The sequence below is a fragment of the Actinopolymorpha sp. B17G11 genome, from assembly GCF_040196095.1.
Classification (GTDB): Bacteria; Actinomycetota; Actinomycetes; order Propionibacteriales; family Actinopolymorphaceae; genus Thermasporomyces.
In genome coordinates, this window is sequence record NZ_JBEFTW010000003.1 from 115,172 (window position 1) to 139,142 (window position 23,971).

Consider the following 23,971-nt stretch of genomic DNA (forward strand, 5'->3'; position numbering starts at 1 on the left):
CGTACCCTGATTGAAGCAGTCAGTATTTGATCAAGCGCGGACCCCGGCCCGCTGTCGCGACGGACCGAACGAACCCGGGACCGACCACCCCGCTGAACCCGGGCGAGGTCTCGGGCTGTCAGGATCGACCGATGACCGCGCCAGCCGCACCCCTGGTCCCGCACGGAGCAACCGCGCTCCGGCCGGAGTGGCCCGACCTGCCCGATTTCCTTCGTACGCACATCGAGGAACGGCTCGGCGGGCCCGTCACCGCCGTCGCCAACCAGGGGTCGGGTTTCACCCCGGGGTTCGCGTCCCGGCTGGTCTACGGCAAGGGCGGGACCGCGTTCGTGAAGGCGGCCTCGTCCGAGGACAGCCCGGTGATCGCCGACTGCTACCAGGCCGAGGCACGAATCGTCCCACGGCTCCCCGACGGCGTGCCCACGCCTCGTGTGCGCTGGACCTCAGAGCACGAGGGCTGGGTCGTGCTGTGCTTCGACGACGTGCCTGGCCAGCCACCGGCCCGGCCGTGGGACGCCACCGAACTCGCCCGCGTCCTCACCGCACTGACACCGATGGCGGAAGCCCTCACGCCCGGACCACCAGATCTCGTCGTCCCCGCCCTCGGAGACTGGCTGGCCGACGACTTCGGGTACTGGCGCCAGGTCGCCTCCGCGGGCGCCGACGCACCCGACCCACAGGTCGCCGAGCTCGCGACCCTCGAGGACCAGGCGCTGGACGCCCTCGCCGGCGACTCCGTGGTCCACTGCGACCTCCGCGACGACAACGTGATCATGGGCGACGACGGACAGGTCTGGATCTGCGACTGGAACTGGCCCAGCCGTGGAGCCCCCTGGCTCGACCTCCTCTTCCTGCTGATCTCCGCCCGCGGAGACGGCTACGACGGTGACGCCCTGTTCGCCGCACATCCCCTCGGCGCCGATGTAGATCCCGAAGCGGTCGACGCGGCCCTCGCCGGGCTGAGCGGCTACTTCACCCGGTCGTCGCTCGAACCGGCCGTCCCCGGATCGCCGCATCTACGTACGCACCAGGCGTGGTACGCGCAGGCATGCCTGTCCGGATCGCCATACGCCGCGGCTGGGTCGGCTGACGCTTCGCCCGGATCACCAGGGGAACCCCTACGGGCAGGAATGCCACGCCTCGTCCTGGAGATGGACGGTCAGAGGCGCCCCTGTGCACTAGCGTCGTGACCGTGACCGTCATCTCCACCCAAGACCTCACCAAGAGGTTCCCCCGCGTCACCGCCCTCGACCAGCTCAGCATCGAGGTCGGCCCAGGGGTCACGGGGCTGGTCGGCGCCAACGGCGCGGGAAAGTCCACGCTCATCAAGATCCTGCTCGGCCTCGCGCCGGCCACCTCAGGCACGGCCCGCGTGCTCGGCCTCGACGTCAGCACCGACGGTTCGGCCATCCGCGACCGGGTCGGCTACATGCCCGAACACGACTGCCTGGTTCCGGACGTGTCGGCAACGGAGTTCGTGGTCCACATGGCGCGGATGTCCGGGCTTCCGGCCGCCAGCGCTCGCGAACGGACCGCCGACACGCTCCGCCACGTCGGCCTGTACGAGGAGCGCTACCGACCCATCGGGGGCTACTCCACCGGCATGCGACAGCGGGTCAAACTGGCCCAGGCACTCGTCCATGACCCGAGCCTCGTCTTCCTCGACGAGCCGACCAACGGCCTTGACCCGGCCGGCCGCGACGACATGCTGGCCCTGATCCGCCGGATCGGTGCCGACTTCGGCATCTCCGTCCTCGTCACCTCGCACCTCCTGGGCGAACTCGAGCAGATCAGCGACCACGTCGTGATCATCGACGGTGGACGGCTCCTGCGGTCGTCCTCGACGGCTGACTTCACCCGCGCCACCCCCATGCTCCTCGTCGAGGTGAGTGCACACGACTCCGGCGCGGGCACCACTACCGGACGTGACCGGCTCGGCCAGGCCCTCGCCGCCCGTGGCCACGCGGTCTCCCCCGACGGCCGGATGCTGGTGATCGACGCCACCGACGAACGCATCTACGACGTCGTACGCGACACGGCGGCAGAACTCCACCTCGGCCTCGTCCGGATGCAACAGCGCCGGCACCGGATCGAGGAGGTCTTCCGCGCCAACGAAGTGCAGGCACCGAGCCACGTCGACGGAGCCCACCCTGGCGGGGCCCACACCGACGGGGCTCATGTCGACAGGGCTCATGTCGACGCAACGCACACCGACGAAGCCCACAGCGACGGAGGAGCACGGCATGCCAGTGCCCCATGAGCCCCTACCTGCCGGTCCGGTCGGCGCTCCCGCACCTGGTGGCGTCATCCACGACATCGGCTACCGGAACTACGACGGGGCTCGCCTCGGTCGGGCGTACATCCTGCGGTCGTTGTACGTACAGAGCCTCCGGTCGACCTACGGTCTCGGACGGTCGGCAAAGTCCAAGGTGCTGCCGTTCCTGCTCGCCGGGGCGATGCTCCTGCCGGCCGTCATCGTCGTCGCGGTCATGATGTTCGCCAGGCTCCAGGACCTGCCACTTCCGTATGAGCGGTACTTCGTCGTCACCCAGGCGGTCATCGGCATCTTCGTGGCCTCGCAGGCACCGCAGTTGTTCTCCCGCGACCTGCGGTTCCGCACGATCACGTTGTACTTCTCCCGGCCGCTCACCCGGCTCGACTACGTGACCGCGAAGTTCGCCGCTCTCGCGACCTCGATCGCGATCCTCGTGCTCGGGCCCCTGATCGTGTTGTACGCAGGCACCCTGCTGGCGAAGTTGTCCTTCGGTGAGCAGACGAAGAACTTCGCCGCCGGGTTGGCCGGCGTGGTGGTCCTCGCGCTCGTGCTCGCCGGGGTCGGCGGCGTCATCGCGTCCCTCACGACGCGGCGCGGATTCGGCGTCGCGGCCATCATCACGGTCCTCGTTCTCAGCTATTCCGGTGTCACGATCGCATCTGGGATCGCGCAGTCGGAGAACAACACCACACTCGCCGGCTACTTCGGACTCCTCTCGCCGATCACCCTGGTCGACGGCGTGCAGGTGACCGCGTTCGGGGCGGAGTACTCCGGCGTGATTCCGCCACCGGACACGACCGTCGGTCTGTTGGCCTTCGTCCTCACCGCGGCGGCGGTCGTCGTCGGCTCGTTCGGCCTGCTGCTCCTGCGATACCGGAAGGTGGCGAACGCATGAGCGCGAGGAGCCCCCACGCAGGTACGCCGAGGTACGAGGTGTGCCGGAGTGAGGCACCGCAGCGGTCATGCGAAAAGGGGACCAGCATGAGCGTGAGGAGCCCCCACGGAGGTACGCCGAGGTACGAGGTGTGCCGGAGTGAGGCACCGCAGTGGTCATGCGAAAGGGAAACAGCATGAGCGTCGTCCACATCGACCGTGCCTCCCGCTGGTACGGCAATGTCGTCGCGGTCAACGACATCACGATGACCATCGGTCCGGGTGTCACCGGACTCCTGGGCCCCAACGGCGCCGGCAAGTCGACGCTGATCCACATGATGGGCGGCTTCCTGGCGCCGTCAGCTGGCAAGGTCACGCTGGACGACTCCGCCGTATGGCGGAACCATCTCGCCTACCGCCGGATCGGCCTGGTCCCCGAACGCGAAGCTCTCTACGACAACCTCACCGGCTGGCAGTTCGTCCTCGCCAACGCGAAGCTGCACAAACTGCCCGACCCGCGGGCGGCCGCTGCAGCCGCGATCGCCACGGTGGAGATGGAGTACGCACAGGGCCGCCGGGTCGGTACGTACTCCAAGGGCATGAAACAGCGGATCAAGATGGCGACCGCTCTCGTCCACGACCCGCCGGTCCTGCTCCTCGACGAGCCTTTCAACGGCATGGACCCTCGGCAGCGTCTGCACCTGATGGATCTTCTGCGTTCGATGGGGGCGCAGGGACGCACCGTGCTGTTCAGCTCGCACATCCTCGAGGAGGTTGAACAAGTCGCCTCCCACATCGAGGTGGTCGTCGCGGGGCGACATGCCGCGTCCGGCGACTTCCGGGAGATCCGCCGGCTGATGGCCGACCGGCCACATCAGTACGTCATCCGCTCCAGCGACGACCGGCGGCTCGCCTCATGGCTCATCTCCGACGGTTCGTCGGCGGGAGTCGAACTCGACGTACGCGATCAGTGTCTCCGGGTGCAGGCGGTCGATTTCGCCCGGTTCACCTGGCTGCTGCCGCAGATGGCGCGGGACGCCGAAGTCCGGCTCTTCGAGGTGTCGCCGTCCGACGAGTCCCTCGAGAGCGTCTTCGCCTATCTCATCAGCGCGTGAGCACCACAGCGCCGACCCGCCCGGCCTGACCACCTACGAGGATGCCATGAACGCAACCATCGCCAGACTCACGACGAGCACGCTCCTCGGCAAGCGCCGAGTGCTGCTGTTGTTCATCCTGCCGGTCCTCCTCCTGGCGCTTGCCGCGGTCATCAGAGGCGTCGCCGGTCCGGACTCGGTGGTGGGTACCCCGCTGCTGCAGGCGTTCGCTCTCGGCACCATGGTGCCGCTGCTCGGCCTGATCGCCGGCACCGGCGTCATCGGGCCCGAGATCGACGAGGGGTCGATCGTCTACATTCTCGCCAAGCCCGTGTCGCGGCCGATCATCATCGTGACGAAGCTCGCCATCGCGGCTGGCTGCCTGCTCGCCTTTGCGGCCGTACCGACGTTCGTCGCCGCGGTCGTCGTGTCGGGTCTCGACGGGGGTGTCGCTCTCGGGTTCGGCGTGGGCACGGCGATCGCGGGCCTCACCTACAGCGCGCTGTTCCTGCTCCTGGCCGTACTCACCCGGCACGCGGTGGTCTTCGGGCTCGTCTACGCGCTGATCTGGGAGAGCTTCGTCGGCGGATTCGTACCGGGGGCGAAAACGCTCAGCATCCAGCAGTGGGCTCTGGCGGTCGCCGACAGCGTGATCAAGCAGGACGCGATCGAGTCGGTCATGAGCGCGGGCACCGCCCTGGTGCTCCTCGTCGCCGTGACCGTGGCCGCGACCTGGTTCGCGGGCCACCGGCTCCGCTCCCTCACCCTCACCGAGACCGAGTAGGGAGTTAGTCCGGAGGTTGGAAGGTCCGGCGGTCCTGGGAGGCGGCCCGCACCGCACACCCAGCACCGCACACCCGCACACCCGCACCGCACACCCGCACGCCCGCACTCCCTCCAGGCAGCGCGCCCAGACCCGCCAGCTCGCCCGCCGGACTCGGCGGCCCTTGATCATGCCGGTGATCATGAACCGTCTGGGCCGGGGCGCGCCCCCACCTCCGACCACGACAGGGGGGCTTCTACCCGCGGGCCTTCATGATCATCGACCTGATCACGTCTGCGCTGGGTTCCGGCTGGCCACCGACTCGGCCGCCCCCGGGTTCGCGAGTGTAGGCCCGGTTCCGACGGCTGGTAAGCTGTCCGTTCGCGTGTCCGGCCAGGTCCGGCACGCTCCCATCGTCCATCAGCACAACGTCCGATCGAGGCATTGACTCAGTGGCGAACATCAAGTCCCAGATCAAGCGGATCAAGCAGAACGAGCGCCGGCGGCAGCGCAACAAGTCGGTACGTTCGTCGGTGAAGACGGCAATTCGCAAGTTCCGCGAGGCCGCCGACAGCGGCGACGCCGCCACGGCGCAGGACTCCGCCCGCGTTGCTGGCCGGTTGCTCGACAAGGCGGCCTCCAAGGGCGTGATCCACAAGAATCACGCGGCCAACAAGAAGTCCGCCATCTTCAAGCGGGCCGGCTCCCTCTAGTCGGGGCCGTGCCCCCCAGGTCACCTCTAGCTGGCGCGTCTCTCCCGGGCCCCGTGTAGGCGGCGGCGTCTCTTCCAGGTCACGCCGGGCTCGCGACTCCCCACGTCGACTGCGGCCGGCACTTGCTGAGGCTCCTGTCCGCCAGCCGCTCCCGGATCTAGGCGTGCCCGGCCCGCGTCCCGGCTGCCGGCGTGCCCGAGGTGAGCACGGAGCGAGACCGGTGCACCGTACGCCGGAGGGTCACTGGTCAAGTGTGCAGTGATCTGGATCCGAGGTGACCAATCGCAGCCCCTTCTGGTCGAGGAGACGGACCAGGACCCGGGCGATGTCCCGCTAGTGCTGTCGTGCACGGCTCACGGCGAGGACCGCCTTCTCCAGCGCGTAGTCCGCATCGTCGGCGGCCCCCTTGACGTCGGCATCAGCCTGAGCCGCCGCCTGGATCGCCAACGCAAGTCCCTCGGAGTTCCAGCCGCGTAGCTGGGCGCGCAGCGTCTTGAGCTTCCACGGAGGCACGCCGACCTCACGGGCCAGGTCGCCCTCGCGCAGGCCCCGAGGTGCACCGGCGAGCTTGGCCAGACCGCGCAGGCCTGAGGCGAGCGCGGAGGTCACCAGCACAGGGGCGACCCCGGCACGCATCGCCCAGCGGAGTTGCTCCAGCGCATGCGCCGTGCGACCCGCCAGTGCCGCGTCGGCAACCGCGAAGCTGTTGACCTCTGCGCGACCGGCGAAGTATCGGCGGATGACTTCCTCGGTGATCGCCGTTCCGGCGCTGTCGGAGATCAGCTGGGCCGTCGCCCCCGCGAGCACTCGAAGGTCGCTTCCGACCGCGTCCACCAGCAGACCCGCCGCGTCGTCGTTGATGCGGACGCCCGCCGCCCGGCCCTCACGTTGGACGAAACCGGGCAGCTCGTAACTCCTCAGCGGATCACACGCGACGACACGTGCGCCGGCCTTGCGGAGTTTGTCGGCAACGGACCGGCCCTTCTGCCCGCCGCGGTGGACCAGGACCATGGCGACATCGGGCTCTGGACTGCCGGCGTAGCTGAGGACCGCGTCGGTGGATTCGGCCGGCAGCGTCTCGACCGACCTGACCACCACGATCCGTGCGGATGCGAACAGCGACGGACTCGTGAGCTCGGCGAGACTCCCGGGTGCCAGGTTCACCGCGTCGATCTCGGTGAGGTCGGCTCCTGGATCGACCGAACGGACGGCCTCGACTGCCGCCGCGACCGCGCGATCGGCCAGCAGGTCTTCGGCGCCGAGCACGAGCGTGACCCCGCCGAGAGCTTCGCCAGTGGCCGGTGCGGAACGAGATTTGGCTGCCATCGACGTCAGCATCCCACGAAGGTCCGACAATCCTGGTCTCACCTCCCGTCGACCGGGAGGTCCGGCCCGCGCCCGCCTGCGACTCCGCGTGCCCGACTTCAGCGCTGGCAGCCCCACCATCCGTACCCGCGTCGGTTCGTACGCCCTCGTCGGCCGCTCCCCGGCTCACGATGCCCAGCCCACCACGGTCCTTGACGACGGCGATGGAGCCCGCGAGATCGGTCCGCGCCACCGTGCCGCCGAACGCCTCCACCGTCGAGACGGTCGTCGGTGCGGGATGTCCGTAGTCATTTTCGGCACCGACAGTGATCAGCGCGATGGTCGCGCCAGTTGCTCGCAGGAACTCCTGGTCCTGGTAGCGCGACCCGTGGTGAGGAACCTTGAGCACCGTTGCGCGAAGGTCATGGCCGGACCGCAGCAGCGCCCGCTGACTCGGCGGCTCGATGTCACCGGTGAGGAGGATCCGGATGCCCCTGATCTCGGCCATCACCACGACGCTCGCGTCGTTCTCCACCGAACCCTCCTCGTCGTGCGCAGTTCCGGACGTGGCACCCGGAGGCGGCCCAGCCCCTGGCGTCGCAGGGTGCGGACTGAGCACGGTCCAGGTCACGTCGCCTGACCGCCGGCGCTCACCCGCGACGACCTCGGTGACCCGAACCCCGGTTCCGAGCTCCGAGTCACCGACACGTACGGCTTCGCTGGCGGGCGCGTGTGGGCGGATACCGACCTCCCCCACCGTCCTACCGCGCACGACTCCGGCGAGTCCCGCGGTGTGGTCGTCATGGAAGTGGGTGAGCAGGACGTACGGAACCCGCGTGATGCCGAGGTCGGCCAGGCAGGCGTCCATCTTCGCGCGATCGGGTCCGGTGTCGACCACCACGCCAGTGCGGGGCCCGGACCGCAGGACCAGCGCGTCACCTTGACCGACATCGCAGGCGACCAGAATCCAGCCTTGCGGCGGCCAGCCCGTGATCCACGTCATGGGGACGGGCATGCGGACCGGATGGACAATCCACACGGCGGCCGCGCCTGCCAGGACGAGACTGAGACCGCGCCGCCTCAGCAGTGCCGGTGCGGCGAGAACGCCGACGCCGCACAGCGCGACCAGTACCGCGATGCCCGGCCCGCTCGCCGGCCACGACAGGCTCGCGCCGGGCGCACGCGCCGCGAACGCCCCGACCTCGACGATCCACCGGGCCGCCACTCCGGCCAGAAAGCCGGGAACCGAGGCGATGCCAACGCTGAGCGGCGCCAGGATGGTGGCCACCAACCCGAAGACTGTCGCCGGGAACACCGCCGGTGCAGCGACGAGGTTGGCGACGACCGCGACCACGCTGACCGACCCGGACAGGACCGCGACCAGCGGTGTGCAGGCGAGCTGAGCCGCGAGCGGGACGGCGACCGCCGCGGCGGCGAACCGGGGCAGCCAGCCCGCGAGGCTTCCGGTGTAGACCGGTGCCAACACGAGGATTCCCGCGGTGGCGAGGACCGAGAGGGCGAACCCGAACGACCGCCCGAGCCACGGATCGACGAGGAGCAGGGCGAGTACGGCGATGGCAAGGGCGGGAACGCCGTACCGGCGCGATCCCGCCGCGAGTCCCGCGAGGCCGACCAGCCCCATCGCCGCTGCACGGAGAACACTCGGCTCAGGCCTTGCCAGGACGACGAACCCCAAGGCACACAGCACTCCGAGCACCGGCAGGCCCCACGATCGAAGACCGGCCCAACGCGCGAGACCGAGGACGAACGCAAGCACGATCGTGAAGTTCGCTCCGGACACAGCGGTCAGGTGCGAAAGGCCGGCCGTACGGAAGTCGTCGACGAGGTGCTCGGGCATGCCCGACACGTCCCCGACCACGAGGGCGGGCACGAGGCCACGTTCGGCCTCCGGAAGCCCGGCAACCGCGGCGCGAAGACCGGCCCGCAGCCGGCTCGCCCCCTGGTCGAGCCAGCCTGCAGGCTCGACCAGCTCCGGGGGCGACCGGGCGGCGAGGAGGGCCACTTCTCGTTCGCCGGGCCTGGTCTCGGCGAGCCTTCCTACGGTGCGTACGACGGTGCCGGGGTCGACATCGGCCCAGGCCACAGATCCGGTGAGAACGACCGGCGCCTTCAGCCGGGTGGTCGTACCGCGTGCCACGACCCGGATGATGTCCGCCTCCACCACGACGTAGGTGGACCGGAATCCGCGGTTGGACTCCCTCCGCAGCGGATCGGTCCCCACCCGAAGCTCGGCGGTCACCACGGCGGAGTCAGCGGCGAGGTCGGGGAGAGGGCCGCTTCGCGACGCGGCGATGTGGGCGACCGTCACGAGGCACAGGACGCCGCCGCCCAGACAGACCACGGCCAGCGCCGCGGTACGCCGGTGGAACCGCCGCCGCCGATCCAGGGCGATGAACGCGATTGCCACGACGACGAGACCCACCGCCGCGACGACCACCGGCCGGCGAGGCAGCAGCGGAACGACGAGCGTGCACAGCCAGGCGGTTACGGCCAGCGGCACCAGCCGGGCGTCTACCGGCTGACGCGATGCGGCCGGATCGCGTGCCGGGGCCGGAGCCCCACCGCGCCCAGCTGCGGCCGGCGGCCCGGGCCGGCTCGACCTTCCCGGGCGAAACGCCCTCGTCACGCTCCGAACCAGGCGGCCGCGAACCTGGTGAACGACACTCACTGCACGCCTCACACGGTGACCCGGTCACGAAGGTCCGCGTACGTCCGCTCGCCTATCCCGGTGACATTGCGCAGCTCTTCGATGCTGGTGAAGCCGCCCTGCGACGTGCGGAACTCGATGATGCGCTGCCCCAGCACGGGGCCGACTCCCGGCAGTGTGTCCAGTTCCTCGAGCGTGGCGGTGTTGAGGTTGACCGGGGTGGCGGGCAGGCCGGTGCCGGCTGAGCCTGCCGCCGAACCGCCTTGGAGAGGCGCACCCGGGGCGGGTACGCCGGGAGGGGCGGTGACCCCCACCAGGACCTGCTCACCGTCGGCGAGTGGGCGCGCGAGATTGAGTGCGGCCAGGTCGACGCCGTTCAGGGCGCCGCCTGACGCCGAGACGGCATCGATCACCCGCGAGCCTGCCGGAAGCCGGACCACACCTGGCTTGCGGACTTTCCCCGCCACATGGATGACCAGCGTCGGCGGTGTCGGCGAGGCGCTGGTCGCGGTTGCACCTGGACTGGTCGATGCCACCACAGACGCGGTGGCGATCGGACGCTGAGTGACGCTCTCGCGCACCGGTCGCTCGCGGAGCACCATGACGCCGACACCGCCGACGGCGACCAGTAACAGCACGGCGATGACCACCAGGTGCCCTCGCCGCAGACCCCAGGTGGCGACGCCACCCAGCTCCCCGCCGGCCATTTCCTCGTCCGCCGGAATTCGGCCGTCGGCCCGGAACGGATCCTCATCCCGGAACCGATCCTCATCCCGGAATCGGTCGTCACCCAGCAACCGGTCGTCACCCAGCAACCCGTCGTCATGCCGAAGTCGATCGGCATACGGGAAGCGCTTGTCGGGCTCAGGCTGCTCATCCGGCTCAGGCTCATCGGGCACGTCGGGCTCCTCGGGCACGTCGGGCTCCTCCCTCCCGTCGGGTGCGCCGCCCGGCTCCCCCTGAACACGGACCGGGCCGCCCGCCCGGCTCGGCAACCAGCCACCCACCCGGAACTCTCGCGCAGGCGCTCGCCACAGAGCCTGGACGCGGCGCACCGCACGAACGGTGTCGGACCGGACCCGGCGACGAGTGGTGTGGCGACGAAACACGCCACGACGGTAGGGAGATGCGAGCCCGCCGTCCGCGGAAGCTGCCAGACCTGTGGATGAACCAGCTGTTTCGCAGGTTGTGGACAAAATCCGGGCGCCTGCATCTCCCGGACGCCGTGGGCCGAGCCGAGCCGGGCCGAGCCGGGCACCTCACGCCCCCGGCAAGCTCCCGGCCCGTCGTGGGGGCAGGCAAGCCACCTCACGACGTCACCGCTCCTCGGACTTGACGGCAGGTCCTGAGAGGCAGTCGGCAGAATCCTCAGGCCAGAGAGGCCCAAGGCTCAGGCGGCGACTGGGCGAAGAAACGCAGCACCTCGAGCAACCGGCTCAGTGGCGGTGCCGTCCAGGTGCGTTCGTCCGTCCGCGGTTCCTGGGGGGCACCGTGCAGCGCCCAGCTCAGGTGGTACCACAGGATCCGAGCCGCCCAGCCATGCAACGCCTCTGCCCGCGACCGCGCACCCACGCCGGCCAGATACCCCTCCAACGCGAACGGCACCGCTCGCAACGGGATCTTCGCGAAGTCCACCGCCGGGTCGGCCCACGCGGCATCTCCCCAGTCGACGAGCGTGGCCGTGTCGAAGACACCATCCACGCCGCGGTCAGCGCCCGGACCCAGCAGCTCCAGGTCGGAGGCGACGACGATGTTGGTCGGTGCCGCGTCTCCATGGACGACGACGGGTTCCACGTCCGCCGGGCGCCAACGAGCCAGCCGGTCGAACCAGCCGATGAGCCAGCGTGCCGCATCGACGTCGACGTACCCCACCTCCGCCAACGCCTCCACGGTGGGCCGCGGATCCGATTCGTCGTCGACACCCAGCCCCGGCAGTGGCCCGACCCTGCCTCGCACGAGCCGGTGCAGCCGGGCGAGGCTCAGCCCGACCTGACGGTACGCACCGGCCGCCTCCGTCGGCGACACGCCGAGAGCTCCGAGGTCCCGACCGCGGACGCGTTCGATCACGAGGTAGGGCACGCCGACGACCGAACAGCTGTCGTCGTAGGTCACGACGGCCGGAGTCCGCACCCCCGCCCGCCGCGCGGCCGGGATCACGGTGGCCTCCTTCGCCAACTCCGCCAGGCGTGCACCTCCGCCGCGGGGGATCCGGACCACGAGGTGATCGCCGAGGAAGTAGACGTAGTTGGCCGCGCCCGGGGCGGGAGCGGGCACGATGTCCTCGATCGCGATGTGGTACCGATCGGCGATCGCCACCAGCGCGTCGCGTCGAGAATCTCCACGCAGGTCCACGGGGGCCCAGGGTATGTCACGTGCGGCGGTCCAGCCTGACCGCCGCACCTGTCAGTCCTTGTCGGGTGCTGGTCGTGTGACCCGATCCCAGTCTCCTCGGCCACGGGAGGGTCGCGGTGGAATCGTTGACCACGGCCACTCGGGGCGCTCTTCCCGCGCCGGCTTCGTCGCCGGACTCGAAGGCGGTGGCCCCAGCTGTCGAACTTTGTGGTCGACCCGTCGGCGTCGGTGGGTTCTGCCATCCTCGGGAGGATGTACGAAACAGCTGACGAGCTCCACGACCTGCAGACCCTCCTCGACACCTCGCTCCCCCGCTCCAGCGAACACCTGCGGTCGATCGTGACGCCGGGCGAACGCACGCTGACGGCCTCGCAGCTCACGTCCGTCCTCACCGGGATGTGCACCCTCTCGGTCGCCACGGTGACCGCCAGGGGTGAGCCCCGGATCTCCGGGCTCGACGGACACTTCCTGCATGGGCGGTGGGTGTTCTCGACGGCCGGCACGGCGGTGAAGGTCCGCCACCTGCGAGCGCTTCCCGCGGTCAGCGTCGCGCACCTCCGGGGCGACGACCTCGGGGTGTTCGTGCACGGCACGGCGGAGTTCGTGCCGCAGGACCATCCCGACTGGCGGGCGATCGAGGACCATCTGGCCGCGCACTACGGCAGCTCACCGACCAGCTGGGGTGACGACATCGTTTACCTCAGGGTCGCTCCGCACTGGATGGTGGCGTACGCCTTCCAACCCGCCAAGCTCCTGGCCGACGTGGCGAACGGCGACGCCTGATCCACTCCCATGTGCCCGTCGGCCCGCACGGCGGTTGAGGGTCGAACCTGACTCGGCGTCGCCCGTCCCTGTGCACGAAGCTGCCCTCATGCCGGCACGACGTTCACCAGCTTCGGCGCGCGGACGATCACGGTCCGGACCTGGCGGCCGGCCAATGCGGTACGGACCTTCGTGGATGCGAGGGCGCGCCGCCGCAGCTCGTCCCCGGAGACGTCTGGCGCCACCTCGAAGCGGTCACGCAACCGGCCGGCCACCTGGACCACGCAGGTCACCCGATCAGGGACCAGTAGGGCCGGATCCGCTTCCGGATAAGGGATGTACGCGACGGATCCCCTCACCCCGTCGCTGCCGTGCATCCGCGACCACAACTCCTCGGCCAGATGAGGTGCGAACGGCGCCAGCATCAGCACCAGCGGCTCCGCCGCCTCGCGGGGCACCGTGGCCAGGCCGGCCAGATGGCGCGACAGCTCGGTCAGCCGGGCGATGGCGGTGTTGAACGCCAGTTCGTTCATGTCTCGTCCTACGGCGTCGATCGCCTTGTGCACCACGCGCCTCGTGGCCACCGACGCCGGCAGCGCGGAGACCGTGCAGGCGCCGGAGTCCTCGTCGACCAGCATCCGCCACACCCGCTGGAGGAACCGGTGCATGCCGACGATTCCGTGTGGGTCCCACGGCCGCGACGCCGGCAGTGGCCCGGTGGACATGACATACATCCGGAACGTGTCGGCGCCGTAGCGCGCACACATCTCGTCAGGCGTCACCATGTTGCGCAGGCTCTTGCCCATCTTGCCGAGGCTGCGTTCGACGCGCTGGCCGTGGTACCAGAAGGCGCCGTCCCGCTCGATCACTTCGTCGGCAGGCACGTGGACTCCGCGCGCATCGGTGTAGGAGTACGCCTGGATGTAGCCGTTGTTGATCAGCCGGCGGAACGGCTCGCGACTGGAGACATGTCCCAGGTCGTACAACACCTTGTGCCAGAAGCGGGCGTAGAGCAGGTGAAGGACGGCGTGCTCGACCCCGCCGACGTACAGGTCGACGCCGCCAGGATCAGTCCGGCCGGCGTCGGCATCCCCGGTGTCAACGGCGGCTTGCGGGCCCATCCAGTAACTTTCGTTGGCGGGATCGCAGAATGCCGCATCGTTGTCGGGGTCCAGGTAACGCAGCTCGTACCAGCACGACCCTGCCCACTGCGGCATGGTGTGCGTCTCGCGCCGGTAGTCCTTCGGGCCGTCACCCAGGTCCAGGCGTACCGACACCCACTCCGGCAGGCGGGACAGGGGTGGTTCGGGCTCGGCCTCCCTGTCGTCCGGGTCATAGACCTTGGGCGCGAAGTCGGAAGTCGGCGGCAGCTCGACCGGCAGCATCGTCTCCGGCAGCGCGACCGGACCGTGTTCGTCGTAGACGATGGGGAACGGCTCGCCCCAGTAGCGTTGCCGGCTGAACACCCAGTCCCGCAGCCGATATCTCGGCGCCGTTGTCCCGCCGGCCTCCTCCTCCTCGACCGAACGCCCGATCCAGTGGCGCTGCTGGGACTTCATCGACTCCGGCCAGTCGAGGTGGTCCAGATCCGCCAGCAGGCGGTCGGCGTACACGGTGATCCGCAGCATCCACTGCCGCATCCTCCTCGGGTGGACGGGGAAGTTGCCGCGCTCGCTCCGGCCGTCGACGGTGACTTCCTCGTTGGCCAGGACTGTGCCGAGACCGGGGCACCAGTTTCACCTCCACCTCATCCAGGTAGGCCAGTCGGTGCGCGTCGATCACCTTCCTGCGTTCAGGTTCGGTCATCTCCGACCACGGCCGGTCGTCGGGCGTGGGGCGCACACCGGACTGGAACTCCTTCACCAGCTCGGCGATCGGGCGCGCTCTGTCGGCCCGCTCGTCGTACCAGGAGTTGAAGATCTGCAGGAAGATCCACTGCGTCCAGCGGTAGAACTCCACGTCGGTGGTGGACACACTGCGCCGGTCGTCGTGGGCCATGCCGAGGCGGTTCAGCTGCGCCCTGATCGTGGCGATGTTCTGCTCGGTGGTGATGCGGGGGTGCTGGCCGGTCTGGATGGCGTACTGCTCGGCGGGCAGTCCGAAAGCGTCGAAGCCGAACGCATGCAGCACCCGGAACCCGCACATCCGCAGGTAGCGTCCGTAGACGTCGGTCCCGACGTAGCCCAGCGGATGTCCGACATGCATCGCACCGGAAGGCCCGATGAACATGTCGAGGACATAGAACTTTCTCGTGTCCACCCGGCTGGGGACCGTGGCGTCGGCGTCGGTCGGCAGCCTGTCGTCGGCGTTGGTCGGCCCGGTGGCGACGGCGCCGCCTGCCACGGTGTCAACCTCGCCTTGCGCGGCGAGCGAGCCTGCCGGGTTGGCCAGCTGGAAGGTGCGGTGCACTTTCCAGTACGCCTGCCAACGGCTCTCGATCTCACCGGCCAACTCGCCGTTGTATCGGAACGAAGGGGAGGAAGTGGACGGAGTCGTCTCCTCGACAGTCATGATCGGGCTCGCTTCTCCTCGACTGGGCTTTCCGGATCGGAACGACCACGAGCCGCGCCGACGCGGTGCGAGAAGCACCCGCTGCAGGTCAGCGCGGCTGTCTAAGGAGAAGCACGAGTCGCATAACGTCCAATCTAGCGTGCAGGCCCGGTCGGCGGCCACGGCAAACCGGTGGCTGCCCTACGCCGGTCACCACGAACCGTTGGCGGTCTCACCCGGGGACGATGTTGACGAGCTTGGGCGCTCGCACGATGAGCTTGCGGATCTCGCGGCCACCCAACGCCGCCTGGACCTTCTGCGACGCGAGGGCGAGGTCCCGCAGCTCGTCCTCCGAGACGTCCGGCGACACGTCGAACTTGTCCCGCAGCTTCCCGGCGATCTGCACCACCGCGGTCACCGACTCGGCCGCTGCCAGGTCTTCGTCGTACGCCGGCCAGCCCGCCAAGGCGACCGTGGGCTCGTGACCCAGCCGTTCCCACATGTCCTCGGCGGTGTAGGGCGTCACGACGCTCAGCATCACCGCCAGCGCCTCCACCGCCTCGCGCACAGCGGGATCGGCGGGACCGCACCCGCTGTCGATCGCCTTGCGGATGGCGCTGGTCAGCTCCATCAGCCGGGCGATTCCGACGTTGAACTTGAACGCCTCGACATGCTCGGTGAACGTCTTGATGGTCCGGTGCGTGACCTTGCGCAACGCCACATCGCCGGCCGCGACGTCGACCCCCGGCTCACTGGTCACATCGCCAGCCAGCCGCCAGGCCCGCTGGACGAAACGCAGGGAACCAGCCGGCGAAAGGTCGGCCCAGTCGATGTCGTCCTCGGGCGGACCGGCGAACACCATCGTCAGCCGGATCGCGTCGACGCCGTAGGTCGCGAGCTGCTCGCCCAGGTCCACGCCGTTGCCCAGCGTCTTGCTCATTGCCGCGCCCTCGTTGATGACCTGACCCTGGTTGAGCAGCGCCGAGAAGGGCTCGGTGAAGTCGACGGCACCCATGTCGTGCAGCACCTTGACGAAGAACCTGCTGTAGAGCAGGTGCAGGATCGCGTGCTCCACGCCACCGACGTACTGGCGCACCGGCATCCACCGGCGGACTGCCTCGGGGTCGAACGGGCCTTCGGTGTAGTGCGGCGAGCAGTAGCGCAGGTAGTACCAGGAGGAGTCGACGAACGTGTCCATCGTGTCCGAGTCACGCCGTGCTGGGCCACCGCACTTGGGGCATTCGACGTTGACCCATCCGCCCGCCGCGGCCAACGGCGACGTCCCCTGAGGCGCAAGGTCGGAACCCCGCAGGTCGGGCAGCTCCACCGGTAGCTGCTCGTCTGCGACGGGCACCTCGCCGCACGCCGCACAGTGCACGATCGGGATCGGGCACCCCCAGAACCGCTGCCGCGAGATCAGCCAGTCGCGCAGCCGGAAGGTGATGGCGCCCTTGCCGAGGCCCTTCTCGTCCAGCCAGGCGATGATCCGCGACTTGGCTTCGGCGACGTCGAGGCCGTTGATGCTCACCTCGGCGTTGGCGGAGTTGATCGCCGGGCCCTCCCCGACGTACGCCTCGCCGTCGAAGTCCGCGGGCGGCTGCACGGTCCGCACGATCGGCAGGTCGTACGCCTTGGCGAAGTCCCAGTCGCGCTGGTCCTGTGCCGGGACCGCCATGATCGCGCCGGTGCCGTAGTCGGCGAGGACATAGTCGGCCGCGTAGACGGGGATGCGTTCACCGTTGACCGGGTTGGTCGCGTGGACGCCCAGGAACACTCCGGTCTTGGGCCGGTCGGCTGCCAGGCGTTCGATCTCGGTCTCGCGCTTGACCTGTTCCAGATAGGTCTCGAACGCCTCCCGCTGGTCCGGCGTGCAGATCTCGGCCGCCAGCTTGGCGTCGGCCGCCACGACGAAGAACGTCGCCCCGAACAGCGTGTCCGGCCGGGTGGTGAAGACGGTGACGGGCTCGTCGCGGCCGTCGATCCGGAAGTCGACGTACGCACCCTCGGACCGGCCGATCCAGTTGCGCTGCATGGTCAGGACGCGCTCCGGCCAGGAGCCTTCCAGCAGCGTCATGTCGTCGAGGAGCCGCTGGGCGTAGTCGGTGATCTTGAAGTACCACTGGGTCAGCTCGCGCTTGGTGACCGCCGAGCCGCAGCGTTCACAGTTGCCGGCGATCACCTGCTCGTTGGCCAGCACGGTCTGGTCCTTGGGGCACCAGTTGACGAGGGACGCCTTGCGGTAGGCCAGGCCGCGCTCGTAGAACCGCAGGAACAGCCACTGCGTCCACCGGTAGTACGCCGGGTCGCAGGTCTGCAGCCGCCGCGACCAGTCGAAGGACACTCCGTAGCGTTTGAACGACTCGGCCTGGGTGTCGATGTTGGCGTAGGTCCACTCGGCCGGGTGGGCGTTGCGCCGGATCGCGGCGTTCTCGGCGGGCAACCCGAAGGCGTCCCACCCGATCGGGTGCAGGACGTTGTAGCCCTTCTGGAACCAGTACCGCGCCACCAGGTCGCCGAACGCATAGGCCTCGCCGTGGCCCATGTGCAGATCGCCGGAGGGGTACGGGAACATGTCGAGCAGGTAGCGCCGCTCCCTCGGGTCAGGCTCTGCCACCGGGTCGTCACCGGCGAGCCGGTCCGCCCGGAAGGGGTCCATCCGCTGCCACACGGGAAGCCATTTGGCCTGGATCGTCCCGAAGTCGTACGCCTCCGGGCCGCCGCCGGACTGGCCGGTCTCGTGGGGCTGGCCGGTCCCGTCGGGCTGGCCGGTCGGGCTGGCTGAGCTGGTCTCGCTCATCGTTTCCTGCTCCGTCGAAAGGCTGAGGCTGGTGGGCTGCGCTGGACTGCCGTGGCGAGAAGCCAAGCCCTACCGGGCGGCCGCGCCGCCACGCCTGGGCGCCGGTGAACCGGGTGCCCAGAATGAAGAAACCCCTCGCGCAGGAGGGGTTGCCGCGCCGACGCGGTGCGCGCTCGAGTTCGCCGCTGCGGGCACCCGCTTGAGGTCAGCGCGGCTCGATAAGGAGCAGAGCCAGTCGCACGCGGTCAGGGTAGCGCACCCGTCGGCTCGCCCGTCCTGCAGCGTGCTCGGTGTCAACCCGAACCCGGTTGATCAAGGACGGCCAGTCGACGTCGCTGGGATCCGACCCGGTTGAGCATCCGACGGGGTGGGAGGGAGCCGGATCGTGAAGGTCGACCCCCGCCCAGGAGTGCTGGTGACGTCGATCCGGCCGCCGTGTGCCTCGACGAGGTACTTGGCAATGGCCAGGCCGAGGCCGGTGCCACCGGGGGCGCGGCTGCGGGCGGGGTCGGCGCGGTAGAGCCGCACGAAGACGAGGGGCCCATGGGTGTATCGAGTTGTTCGAGCCATCCGGCGTACGTAACAATCGGGCAACAGAGGCGATCGTGGGCGGGGGCGTGGGTGAGAGATGCGCATCCGAATCCTCGGACCACTCGAGGTCCATGACGGCGTTGAGTGGCGGCGCCTCGGAGCCGCCAAGTGGCGGTCCCTGCTCGCGACTCTGACCGTGAACACCGGCCACCCCGTCTCGATCGAACGACTCATCGACGAGCTGTGGGACGACCAGCCACCGCGTGGTGCGGTCAACCAGATCCACGGCTACGTGATGCGGCTCCGCCGGGCCCTCGGCGACACCGACAGCCAGCTGCTGCGCACCCGGTCACCGGGCTACGAGCTCGCCGCGCAGCCTGGTGACATCGATCTGGACAGGTTCCACGACCTGGCCCAGCAGGGGGCGATGGCTCTCGCCGAGGGCGACTCCGACCGCGCGGCCACGCTGCTGGCGGAGGCGCTGGAGCTGTGGCGAGGACCGGCTTTCGCCGACGTCAGCGCGACGACCTGGCTCCAGTCCGAGGTCGACCGGTTGGAGGAGGAGCGGCTCGGGGTCCTCGAGTCCCGGGTCGAGGCGGACCTGCTCCGCGGCCGCCACGACGAGCTGGTGCCCGAGCTCCGGTCACTCCTCGACGAGCACCCCCTGCGCGAGCGTCTCTGGGGACAGCTGATGCTTGCCCTCTACCGCGCCGGGCGCCAGGCCGACGCACTCCATGCGTACCAACAGCTTTATCGCACCCTCCACGCCGAGCTCGGCATCGAGCCGGGTAAGCCGCTACGCGACCTCCAGCTGCGGATCCTCACATCCGATCCCGACCTCGACCACGTCGTCCCGGTGCCCCCGAGCGAGCCGGAACGTTCTGCCGGCGAACCACCACCCACGCCCGGTCGGTCACTCCCGCTCCCCCGCCAACTGCCCGCCGACATCGCCGACTTCACCGGACGTGCCCACGCACTAGCCGACCTCGACGCTCTCCTCGCCGGGACGAGCCCGCCCGGACGTCCGTCACGGAAGCGGAGCGCGGTGCTCATCTGCGCCATCGCCGGCAGTGGGGGTGTCGGCAAGACGACACTCGCGATCCACTGGGCCCATCGGGTCGCCGTCCGCTTTCCCGACGGACAGCTCTACGTCAACCTTCGCGGGTACGCCCATGGCGCGCCGCTCGAACCAGCCGACGTACTGCCGAGGTTCCTCCGGTCGCTCGGCGTCGACGCCGAGGCGATTCCGGTCGACGTCGAGGAGGCGGCGGGCCTCTACCGTTCACTCCTCGCCGACAAGCGGGTCCTGGTGGTCCTCGACACCGCCACCAGCCCCGAACAGGTACGCCCACTGCTGCCGGCGAGCCCCCACTGCGCCGTCGTGGTGACCAGCAGAAGCACCCTCGCCGGGCTGGTCGCGGTCGACGGCGCCCACTCCCTCGACATCGGCCGGCTGCCGACCGCGGATGCCGTCGTACTCCTCGGCCATGTCCTCGGGTCCGAACGGACCAGCCGCGAACCCGACGCCACGGCCGACCTCGCCGAGCTGTGCGCCGGACTGCCCCTCGCCCTGCGGGTGGCCGCCGCCAACCTTGCCGCCAACCCGCACCGCGAGATCGCCGACCTCGTGAGCGAGCTCCGCAAGGACAACCGGCTCGACCACCTGCAGATCGACGGAGACCTGCAGAGCGCCGTACGTACCCTCTTCGACTTCTCCTACGTCAAGCTCGGCGCGCAGGAGCAGGCGTGCTTCCGGCTACTGGGCGTGGTGCCCGGCGGCGACTTCACTGCCGACGCAGTGGCGGCACTGCTGCATACCACGCGTCAGGAGGCCGCCCGCCTCCTCGACCACCTTGTCGACGTCCACCTGATCGAACGCAAGAGCGCCGACCGCTTCGCCTTCCACGACCTGATGCGCCACTACGCGACCGAACGGGTCGAGCAGGAGACCAGCGAGCCCGAACGCGACGACGCCGTGGCCCGGCTGCTCGACTGGTACGTGGGCCAGGCGTACGCGTGCGTCGAGCTCCTCAATCCGCTCTTCCTCCGGCTGCCCGAGACCGAACGAACCGCCGTCCATCCGGCGAACCGCTCAGCATCCCGCACCCCCACCCACCCGATCACCGGTCCGCGCGATCGGTCCGGCGCCCTCGCCTGGCTCGACGCCGAACGCGCCAACCTCGTCGCCGCCGCCCAGCTCTCCTCCGAACGCGCCGACGACCGCCACGCATGGTTGCTCTCCGACGCGCTGCGCTGCTATTTCCACCTGGGGAGCCAGCATGCGGACTGGCTCGCGGTCGCCCGACTCGGCTCGCTGGCGGCGGCCGCCAACGGTGACCTCCACTGCCAGGTCGCGGCGCAGCTCAGCCTCGCCCAGGTCACCTACCACATGGGGAACCATCCGGTCGCCCAGGCAGAAAGCGAGCGTGCACTCGAGCTCAGCCAGCGGGCGGGTTGGACCGAGGCGGAGATCTTCGCGCTCAACCTGCTCGGAGTGAGCCACCTGCAGATCGGTCAGGTCCCACCTGCTGTCGACCGGTGGGAACGCGCCCTCGCCATGGCCCGCTCGCTCGGACGCGACGGGCTGACCTATCTCGGCAACCTCGCGATCGCCTACACCCGTACCGGTCAGCTCGACCAGGCGATCGACAGGCACGGCCAGGTGCTCGCCCTGCTGGCCGGATCCGGGGCGGATGACGGTCCGGACGCCGGGACCACCTACACCGACCTCGGCGAGGTTCATCGGCTGCGGGGCAACGTCGACCTCGCCCGCGAGCATCTCCAACGTGCGCTCGACATCCATCAGCGCAACGGATCGCGGTTCGGGGTCTTCGCCACCTCGTTCAGCCTGGCCGAACTCGACCTCGACCTCGACCGGCCCGCCGACGCCGCACGCCACATCGCGGTCTGCGCACGCACGTGGCGTGCCACCGGCGACACGCAGATGGCCCTGGACCTGCACCTCCTGCTCGGCGACGCCCACCTGCACACCGGTCGGAACACCGACGCGCTCCGCGAGTACGAAAGCGCGGCCGAACTCACCCGCGAGAGCGGCTATCACTATGAACGCGTCATGGTGCTGATCGGGATCGCCGCCACGCAGGCCAGGCTCGGTCGCGCAGCCGAGGCCATCCACACCGCCGAGGCCGCCGCCTGCGATGCAGAGGCGTCGGGCTACCGCCTGCACGAGGCCCGCGCGAGGACGGTGCTCGCCGAGGCGTACCTCTCCAGTGGACAGCTCGCACGTGCCCGGCGGGCGGCCGAAGCTGCCCTGACGCTGCACCATGCCACCGGCCATCATCTCGGCGAGACACGCACCGCGCGCCTCGTCGCGTCCATCGAGAGCGCCGACGAACCCGGTTCACCGGACGGCAACGACTGACTCCAGCACCGACGACCAGAGGTGACGAGCAGAGCTGACGGCCAGGTCAGCCGCCGATCCCGGTGACCACGACCATCAGCGGCAGAAGCAGGGCGATGAGGATGGCGCCGGCAACGTCGAAGGACACACCCGACCGCGCCATCGTGGTGATCGGCACCATGCCCGATCCGTAGACGATCGCGTTCTGTGGTGTCGAGACCGGCAGCATGAAGCCGAACGACGCGGCGAAGGTCGCCGCCAAGGCCGGGACGAACGGATCGACGCCGGCGCCGACCGCCACCGAGATGACGATCGGCACGACCACGGTGGCCGACGCCGTGTTGCTCGTCGTCTCGGAGATGACGATCGCCAACAGGATCGCGAAGATCGTGATCGGCACCACCGAGTCGATTCCGAACACCTCCGCCGACGACGTGCCGATCGTCTTCGCGAGACCGGTACTGCTCAGCAGGGTGCCGAGCACGATGCCCGCGCCGAACAGAAGGATCGTCCCCCAGTCGATCCGGCTCGCCTCGCTCCACGTCATCGTGAACCTGCGCTCGCGCCAGCTCACCGGCAGCAGGAACAGCAGTGAGGCGGCGAGCACCGCGACCATGCCCTCGTCGAGGACGTCGCCCACACTGGTGTACACCTGCGAGTCGTCACCCGCGATCAGCCCGACGACGCCGGGCAGGAGCCACAGTGTCACCGCGGTGCCGAACGCGATCAGCGTGTTGCGTTCGTACGCCGACAGCGGGCCGAGCTTGCGCCGCTCCTCCGCGACGTACTCCTCGAGGCCGTCCAGGCGCTTCACCTCCGGCTTGTTGAGCAGGAGGAGGACGACGGCGAGCACGACGAACATCACCGCCGAGATGGGCAGCGCGGCCGCCATCCAGCTGAAGAAGCTGATCCGCTCCCCGGTGGCCTCCTCGATCAGACCGCGGCCGATCAGGTTGGGAGGGGATCCCACCGGGGTGAGGAGGCCGCCGACGCTCGCGCCGTAGGCCAGCATGAGCAGCAGGGCGACGGCGACCCGCGGGTTGGTACGCCGAGCCAGCAGCTCCTCGCGCACTGTCGCAGGAGCCGCGGCGTCGGCGTTCGCGCCGCTCTGGTTGGTCGTGTCGCCGGTCCGCCGCGAACGCCCAGTCGCACCCGCCACGGTGCCGAGAATCGCGACCGCCGTCGGCAGCAGCATGGCGACGGTCGCGGTGTTGGAGACGAACGCCGACAACGCACACGTGATCAGCCCGAACGCCACGACCGTGCGCGTCGTCGAGGCGCCGACACCGCGGACGGCGAGGATCCGGAACGCGAAGCGCCGCGCCAACCCGTGCCGCAACATCGCCTGGGCGAGGATGAACGCGCCGATGAAGGTGAAGATGGTCGACGAGCCGAACGGCGCCAGCACCTCGTCTGCCGGCGCGACTCCCAACAGGGTGACGACGACGACCCCGATCAGGCCGCCCACCGGCAGCGGGACGGCCTCCGTGATCCACAGGGTGATGACGAACACCAGCACCGCGGCCAGCCGTTGTTGGGCGTCGTCGAGCCCGAGCGGGAGGAGAAGGAAGACAACGAGCAGGGCCGGCGCGACGAACAGTCCGAGCGTCTTGCGGCCCCGTTCGAATCGTTCCTCCGCCGCGGAGACCATCTCCTGGCCCAGCGGTGTCTGGTCTGTCGTCGACGGCGACGAGTTCATGCGGTAACCACCTCCACGGCTGCCGGACGGTGTGCGAAACCGGGTGCCTGCGTAAGAAGCGTGGGACCGTGACCTTTGCGGTAGTCCAGCACAGATTGCCCGCTTGACCGAGAATCGCACGAAGTTGTCGTATTTCGGCCTGACCCGGCCATCCCACGGTGCGGGCAGTGGGGACTCCGGCGCACCGTGCAGCGAGGCCGATGCGGGTCTCGCGGCGGGCATGAAAGGCTTCGCCGCATGAGCGAGCGGATCGGTCAGCACAGCGCGCAATGTGCCTCATGCGCGCTC

15 protein-coding genes and 2 pseudogenes are annotated in these 23,971 nt (G+C 69.6%); 8 read left to right on the top strand and 9 right to left on the bottom strand.

Features of this window, described 5'->3' with window-relative positions; genetic code table 11:
* Positions 1 to 131: 131 nt before the first annotated feature.
* The 6 genes from ABN028_RS04735 (at position 132) to rpsT (ending at position 5,718) form a co-directional block, all read left to right on the top strand.
* Positions 132 to 1,190: a phosphotransferase family protein gene (locus tag ABN028_RS04735; RefSeq protein WP_349695750.1), complete on the top strand. Its 1,059-nt coding sequence runs from the start codon at positions 132 to 134 to the stop codon at positions 1,188 to 1,190.
* Positions 1,191 to 1,192: 2 nt separating this feature from the next.
* Positions 1,193 to 2,260 (top strand): ABC transporter ATP-binding protein, encoded by a 1,068-nt coding sequence (locus ABN028_RS04740; protein WP_349695751.1) that lies wholly within the window; start codon positions 1,193 to 1,195, stop codon positions 2,258 to 2,260.
* Complete coding sequence (locus ABN028_RS04745) at positions 2,244 to 3,170, top strand: ABC transporter permease (protein ID WP_349327613.1); 927 nt, start codon at positions 2,244 to 2,246, stop codon at positions 3,168 to 3,170. The genes ABN028_RS04740 and ABN028_RS04745 overlap by 17 nt, the downstream gene beginning before the upstream one ends.
* Before the next feature lie 175 nt (positions 3,171 to 3,345).
* Positions 3,346 to 4,263, top strand: coding sequence for an ABC transporter ATP-binding protein (locus ABN028_RS04750; protein ID WP_349695752.1), 918 nt, complete (start codon positions 3,346 to 3,348; stop codon positions 4,261 to 4,263).
* A 46-nt stretch (positions 4,264 to 4,309) separates the two neighbouring features.
* A complete protein-coding gene (locus ABN028_RS04755) occupies positions 4,310 to 5,026 on the top strand; it encodes an ABC transporter permease (protein WP_349695753.1) in 717 nt (238 codons plus the stop codon).
* Positions 5,027 to 5,457: 431 nt separating this feature from the next.
* A complete protein-coding gene (rpsT, locus tag ABN028_RS04760; RefSeq protein WP_349327609.1) occupies positions 5,458 to 5,718 on the top strand; it encodes a 30S ribosomal protein S20 in 261 nt (86 codons plus the stop codon).
* A gap of 333 nt (positions 5,719 to 6,051) precedes the next feature.
* On the opposite strand, the gene holA is transcribed toward rpsT, so the two are convergent.
* The 4 genes and pseudogenes from holA to ABN028_RS04780 form a co-directional block, all read right to left on the bottom strand.
* A complete protein-coding gene (holA, locus tag ABN028_RS04765; protein WP_349695754.1) occupies positions 6,052 to 7,164 on the bottom strand; it encodes a DNA polymerase III subunit delta in 1,113 nt (370 codons plus the stop codon).
* 238 nt (positions 7,165 to 7,402) lie between these two features.
* A pseudogene (locus ABN028_RS04770) lies at positions 7,403 to 9,724 on the bottom strand (ComEC/Rec2 family competence protein); the annotation flags it as partial.
* Positions 9,721 to 10,608, bottom strand: a complete 888-nt coding sequence (locus ABN028_RS04775) for a ComEA family DNA-binding protein (RefSeq protein ID WP_349695755.1) — start codon at positions 10,606 to 10,608, stop codon at positions 9,721 to 9,723. The pseudogene ABN028_RS04770 and the gene ABN028_RS04775, both read right to left, overlap by 4 nt.
* 451 nt (positions 10,609 to 11,059) lie before the next feature.
* Complete coding sequence (locus ABN028_RS04780; protein ID WP_349695756.1) at positions 11,060 to 12,043, bottom strand: phosphotransferase family protein; 984 nt, start codon at positions 12,041 to 12,043, stop codon at positions 11,060 to 11,062.
* A 252-nt stretch (positions 12,044 to 12,295) separates the two neighbouring features.
* Here ABN028_RS04780 and ABN028_RS04785 point away from each other — a divergent pair, with 252 nt between their 5' ends.
* Positions 12,296 to 12,826: a pyridoxamine 5'-phosphate oxidase family protein gene (locus ABN028_RS04785; protein ID WP_349695757.1), complete on the top strand. Its 531-nt coding sequence runs from the start codon at positions 12,296 to 12,298 to the stop codon at positions 12,824 to 12,826.
* Between the two features lie 86 nt (positions 12,827 to 12,912).
* On the opposite strand, the gene ABN028_RS04790 is transcribed toward ABN028_RS04785, so the two are convergent.
* From ABN028_RS04790 to ABN028_RS04805, 4 genes and pseudogenes are all read right to left on the bottom strand, one after another.
* A complete protein-coding gene (locus tag ABN028_RS04790; RefSeq protein WP_349695906.1) occupies positions 12,913 to 14,514 on the bottom strand; it encodes a class I tRNA ligase family protein in 1,602 nt (533 codons plus the stop codon).
* A 262-nt stretch (positions 14,515 to 14,776) separates the two neighbouring features.
* Positions 14,777 to 15,316 (bottom strand): annotated as a pseudogene (locus ABN028_RS04795) (class I tRNA ligase family protein); the annotation flags it as partial.
* A gap of 211 nt (positions 15,317 to 15,527) precedes the next feature.
* Entirely contained in the window at positions 15,528 to 18,092 is a 2,565-nt protein-coding gene (leuS, locus tag ABN028_RS04800; protein WP_349695758.1) for a leucine--tRNA ligase, read from the bottom strand.
* A gap of 312 nt (positions 18,093 to 18,404) precedes the next feature.
* Positions 18,405 to 18,662: an ATP-binding protein gene (locus ABN028_RS04805; RefSeq protein WP_349695759.1), complete on the bottom strand. Its 258-nt coding sequence runs from the start codon at positions 18,660 to 18,662 to the stop codon at positions 18,405 to 18,407.
* 58 nt (positions 18,663 to 18,720) lie between these two features.
* Between ABN028_RS04805 and ABN028_RS04810 the strand changes: the two genes are divergently transcribed.
* Positions 18,721 to 22,005, top strand: a complete 3,285-nt coding sequence (locus ABN028_RS04810; RefSeq protein ID WP_349695760.1) for an AfsR/SARP family transcriptional regulator — start codon at positions 18,721 to 18,723, stop codon at positions 22,003 to 22,005.
* A 46-nt stretch (positions 22,006 to 22,051) separates the two neighbouring features.
* Here the strand turns inward: ABN028_RS04810 and ABN028_RS04815 are convergent, their stop codons facing one another.
* On the bottom strand, positions 22,052 to 23,944 hold the full coding sequence (locus ABN028_RS04815; protein WP_349327591.1) for an SLC13 family permease: 1,893 nt from the start codon (positions 23,942 to 23,944) through the stop codon (positions 22,052 to 22,054).
* Positions 23,945 to 23,971 lie beyond the last annotated feature (27 nt).

Bases quoted from the DNA above. Each gene is read 5' to 3' on its own strand.
- ABN028_RS04735 (WP_349695750.1), top strand. From the start codon at position 132: ATGACCGCGCCAGCCGCACCCCTGGTCCCGCACGGAGCAACCGCGCTC.
- ABN028_RS04745 (WP_349327613.1), top strand. From the start codon at position 2,244: ATGCCAGTGCCCCATGAGCCCCTACCTGCCGGTCCGGTCGGCGCTCCC.
- ABN028_RS04750 (WP_349695752.1), top strand. From the start codon at position 3,346: ATGAGCGTCGTCCACATCGACCGTGCCTCCCGCTGGTACGGCAATGTC.
- ABN028_RS04755 (WP_349695753.1), top strand. From the start codon at position 4,310: ATGAACGCAACCATCGCCAGACTCACGACGAGCACGCTCCTCGGCAAG.
- holA (WP_349695754.1), bottom strand. From the start codon at position 7,164: ATGGTGGGGCTGCCAGCGCTGAAGTCGGGCACGCGGAGTCGCAGGCGG.
- ABN028_RS04785 (WP_349695757.1), top strand. From the start codon at position 12,296: ATGTACGAAACAGCTGACGAGCTCCACGACCTGCAGACCCTCCTCGAC.
- leuS (WP_349695758.1), bottom strand. From the start codon at position 18,092: ATGAGCGAGACCAGCTCAGCCAGCCCGACCGGCCAGCCCGACGGGACC.
- ABN028_RS04805 (WP_349695759.1), bottom strand. From the start codon at position 18,662: ATGGCTCGAACAACTCGATACACCCATGGGCCCCTCGTCTTCGTGCGG.
- ABN028_RS04810 (WP_349695760.1), top strand. From the start codon at position 18,721: ATGCGCATCCGAATCCTCGGACCACTCGAGGTCCATGACGGCGTTGAG.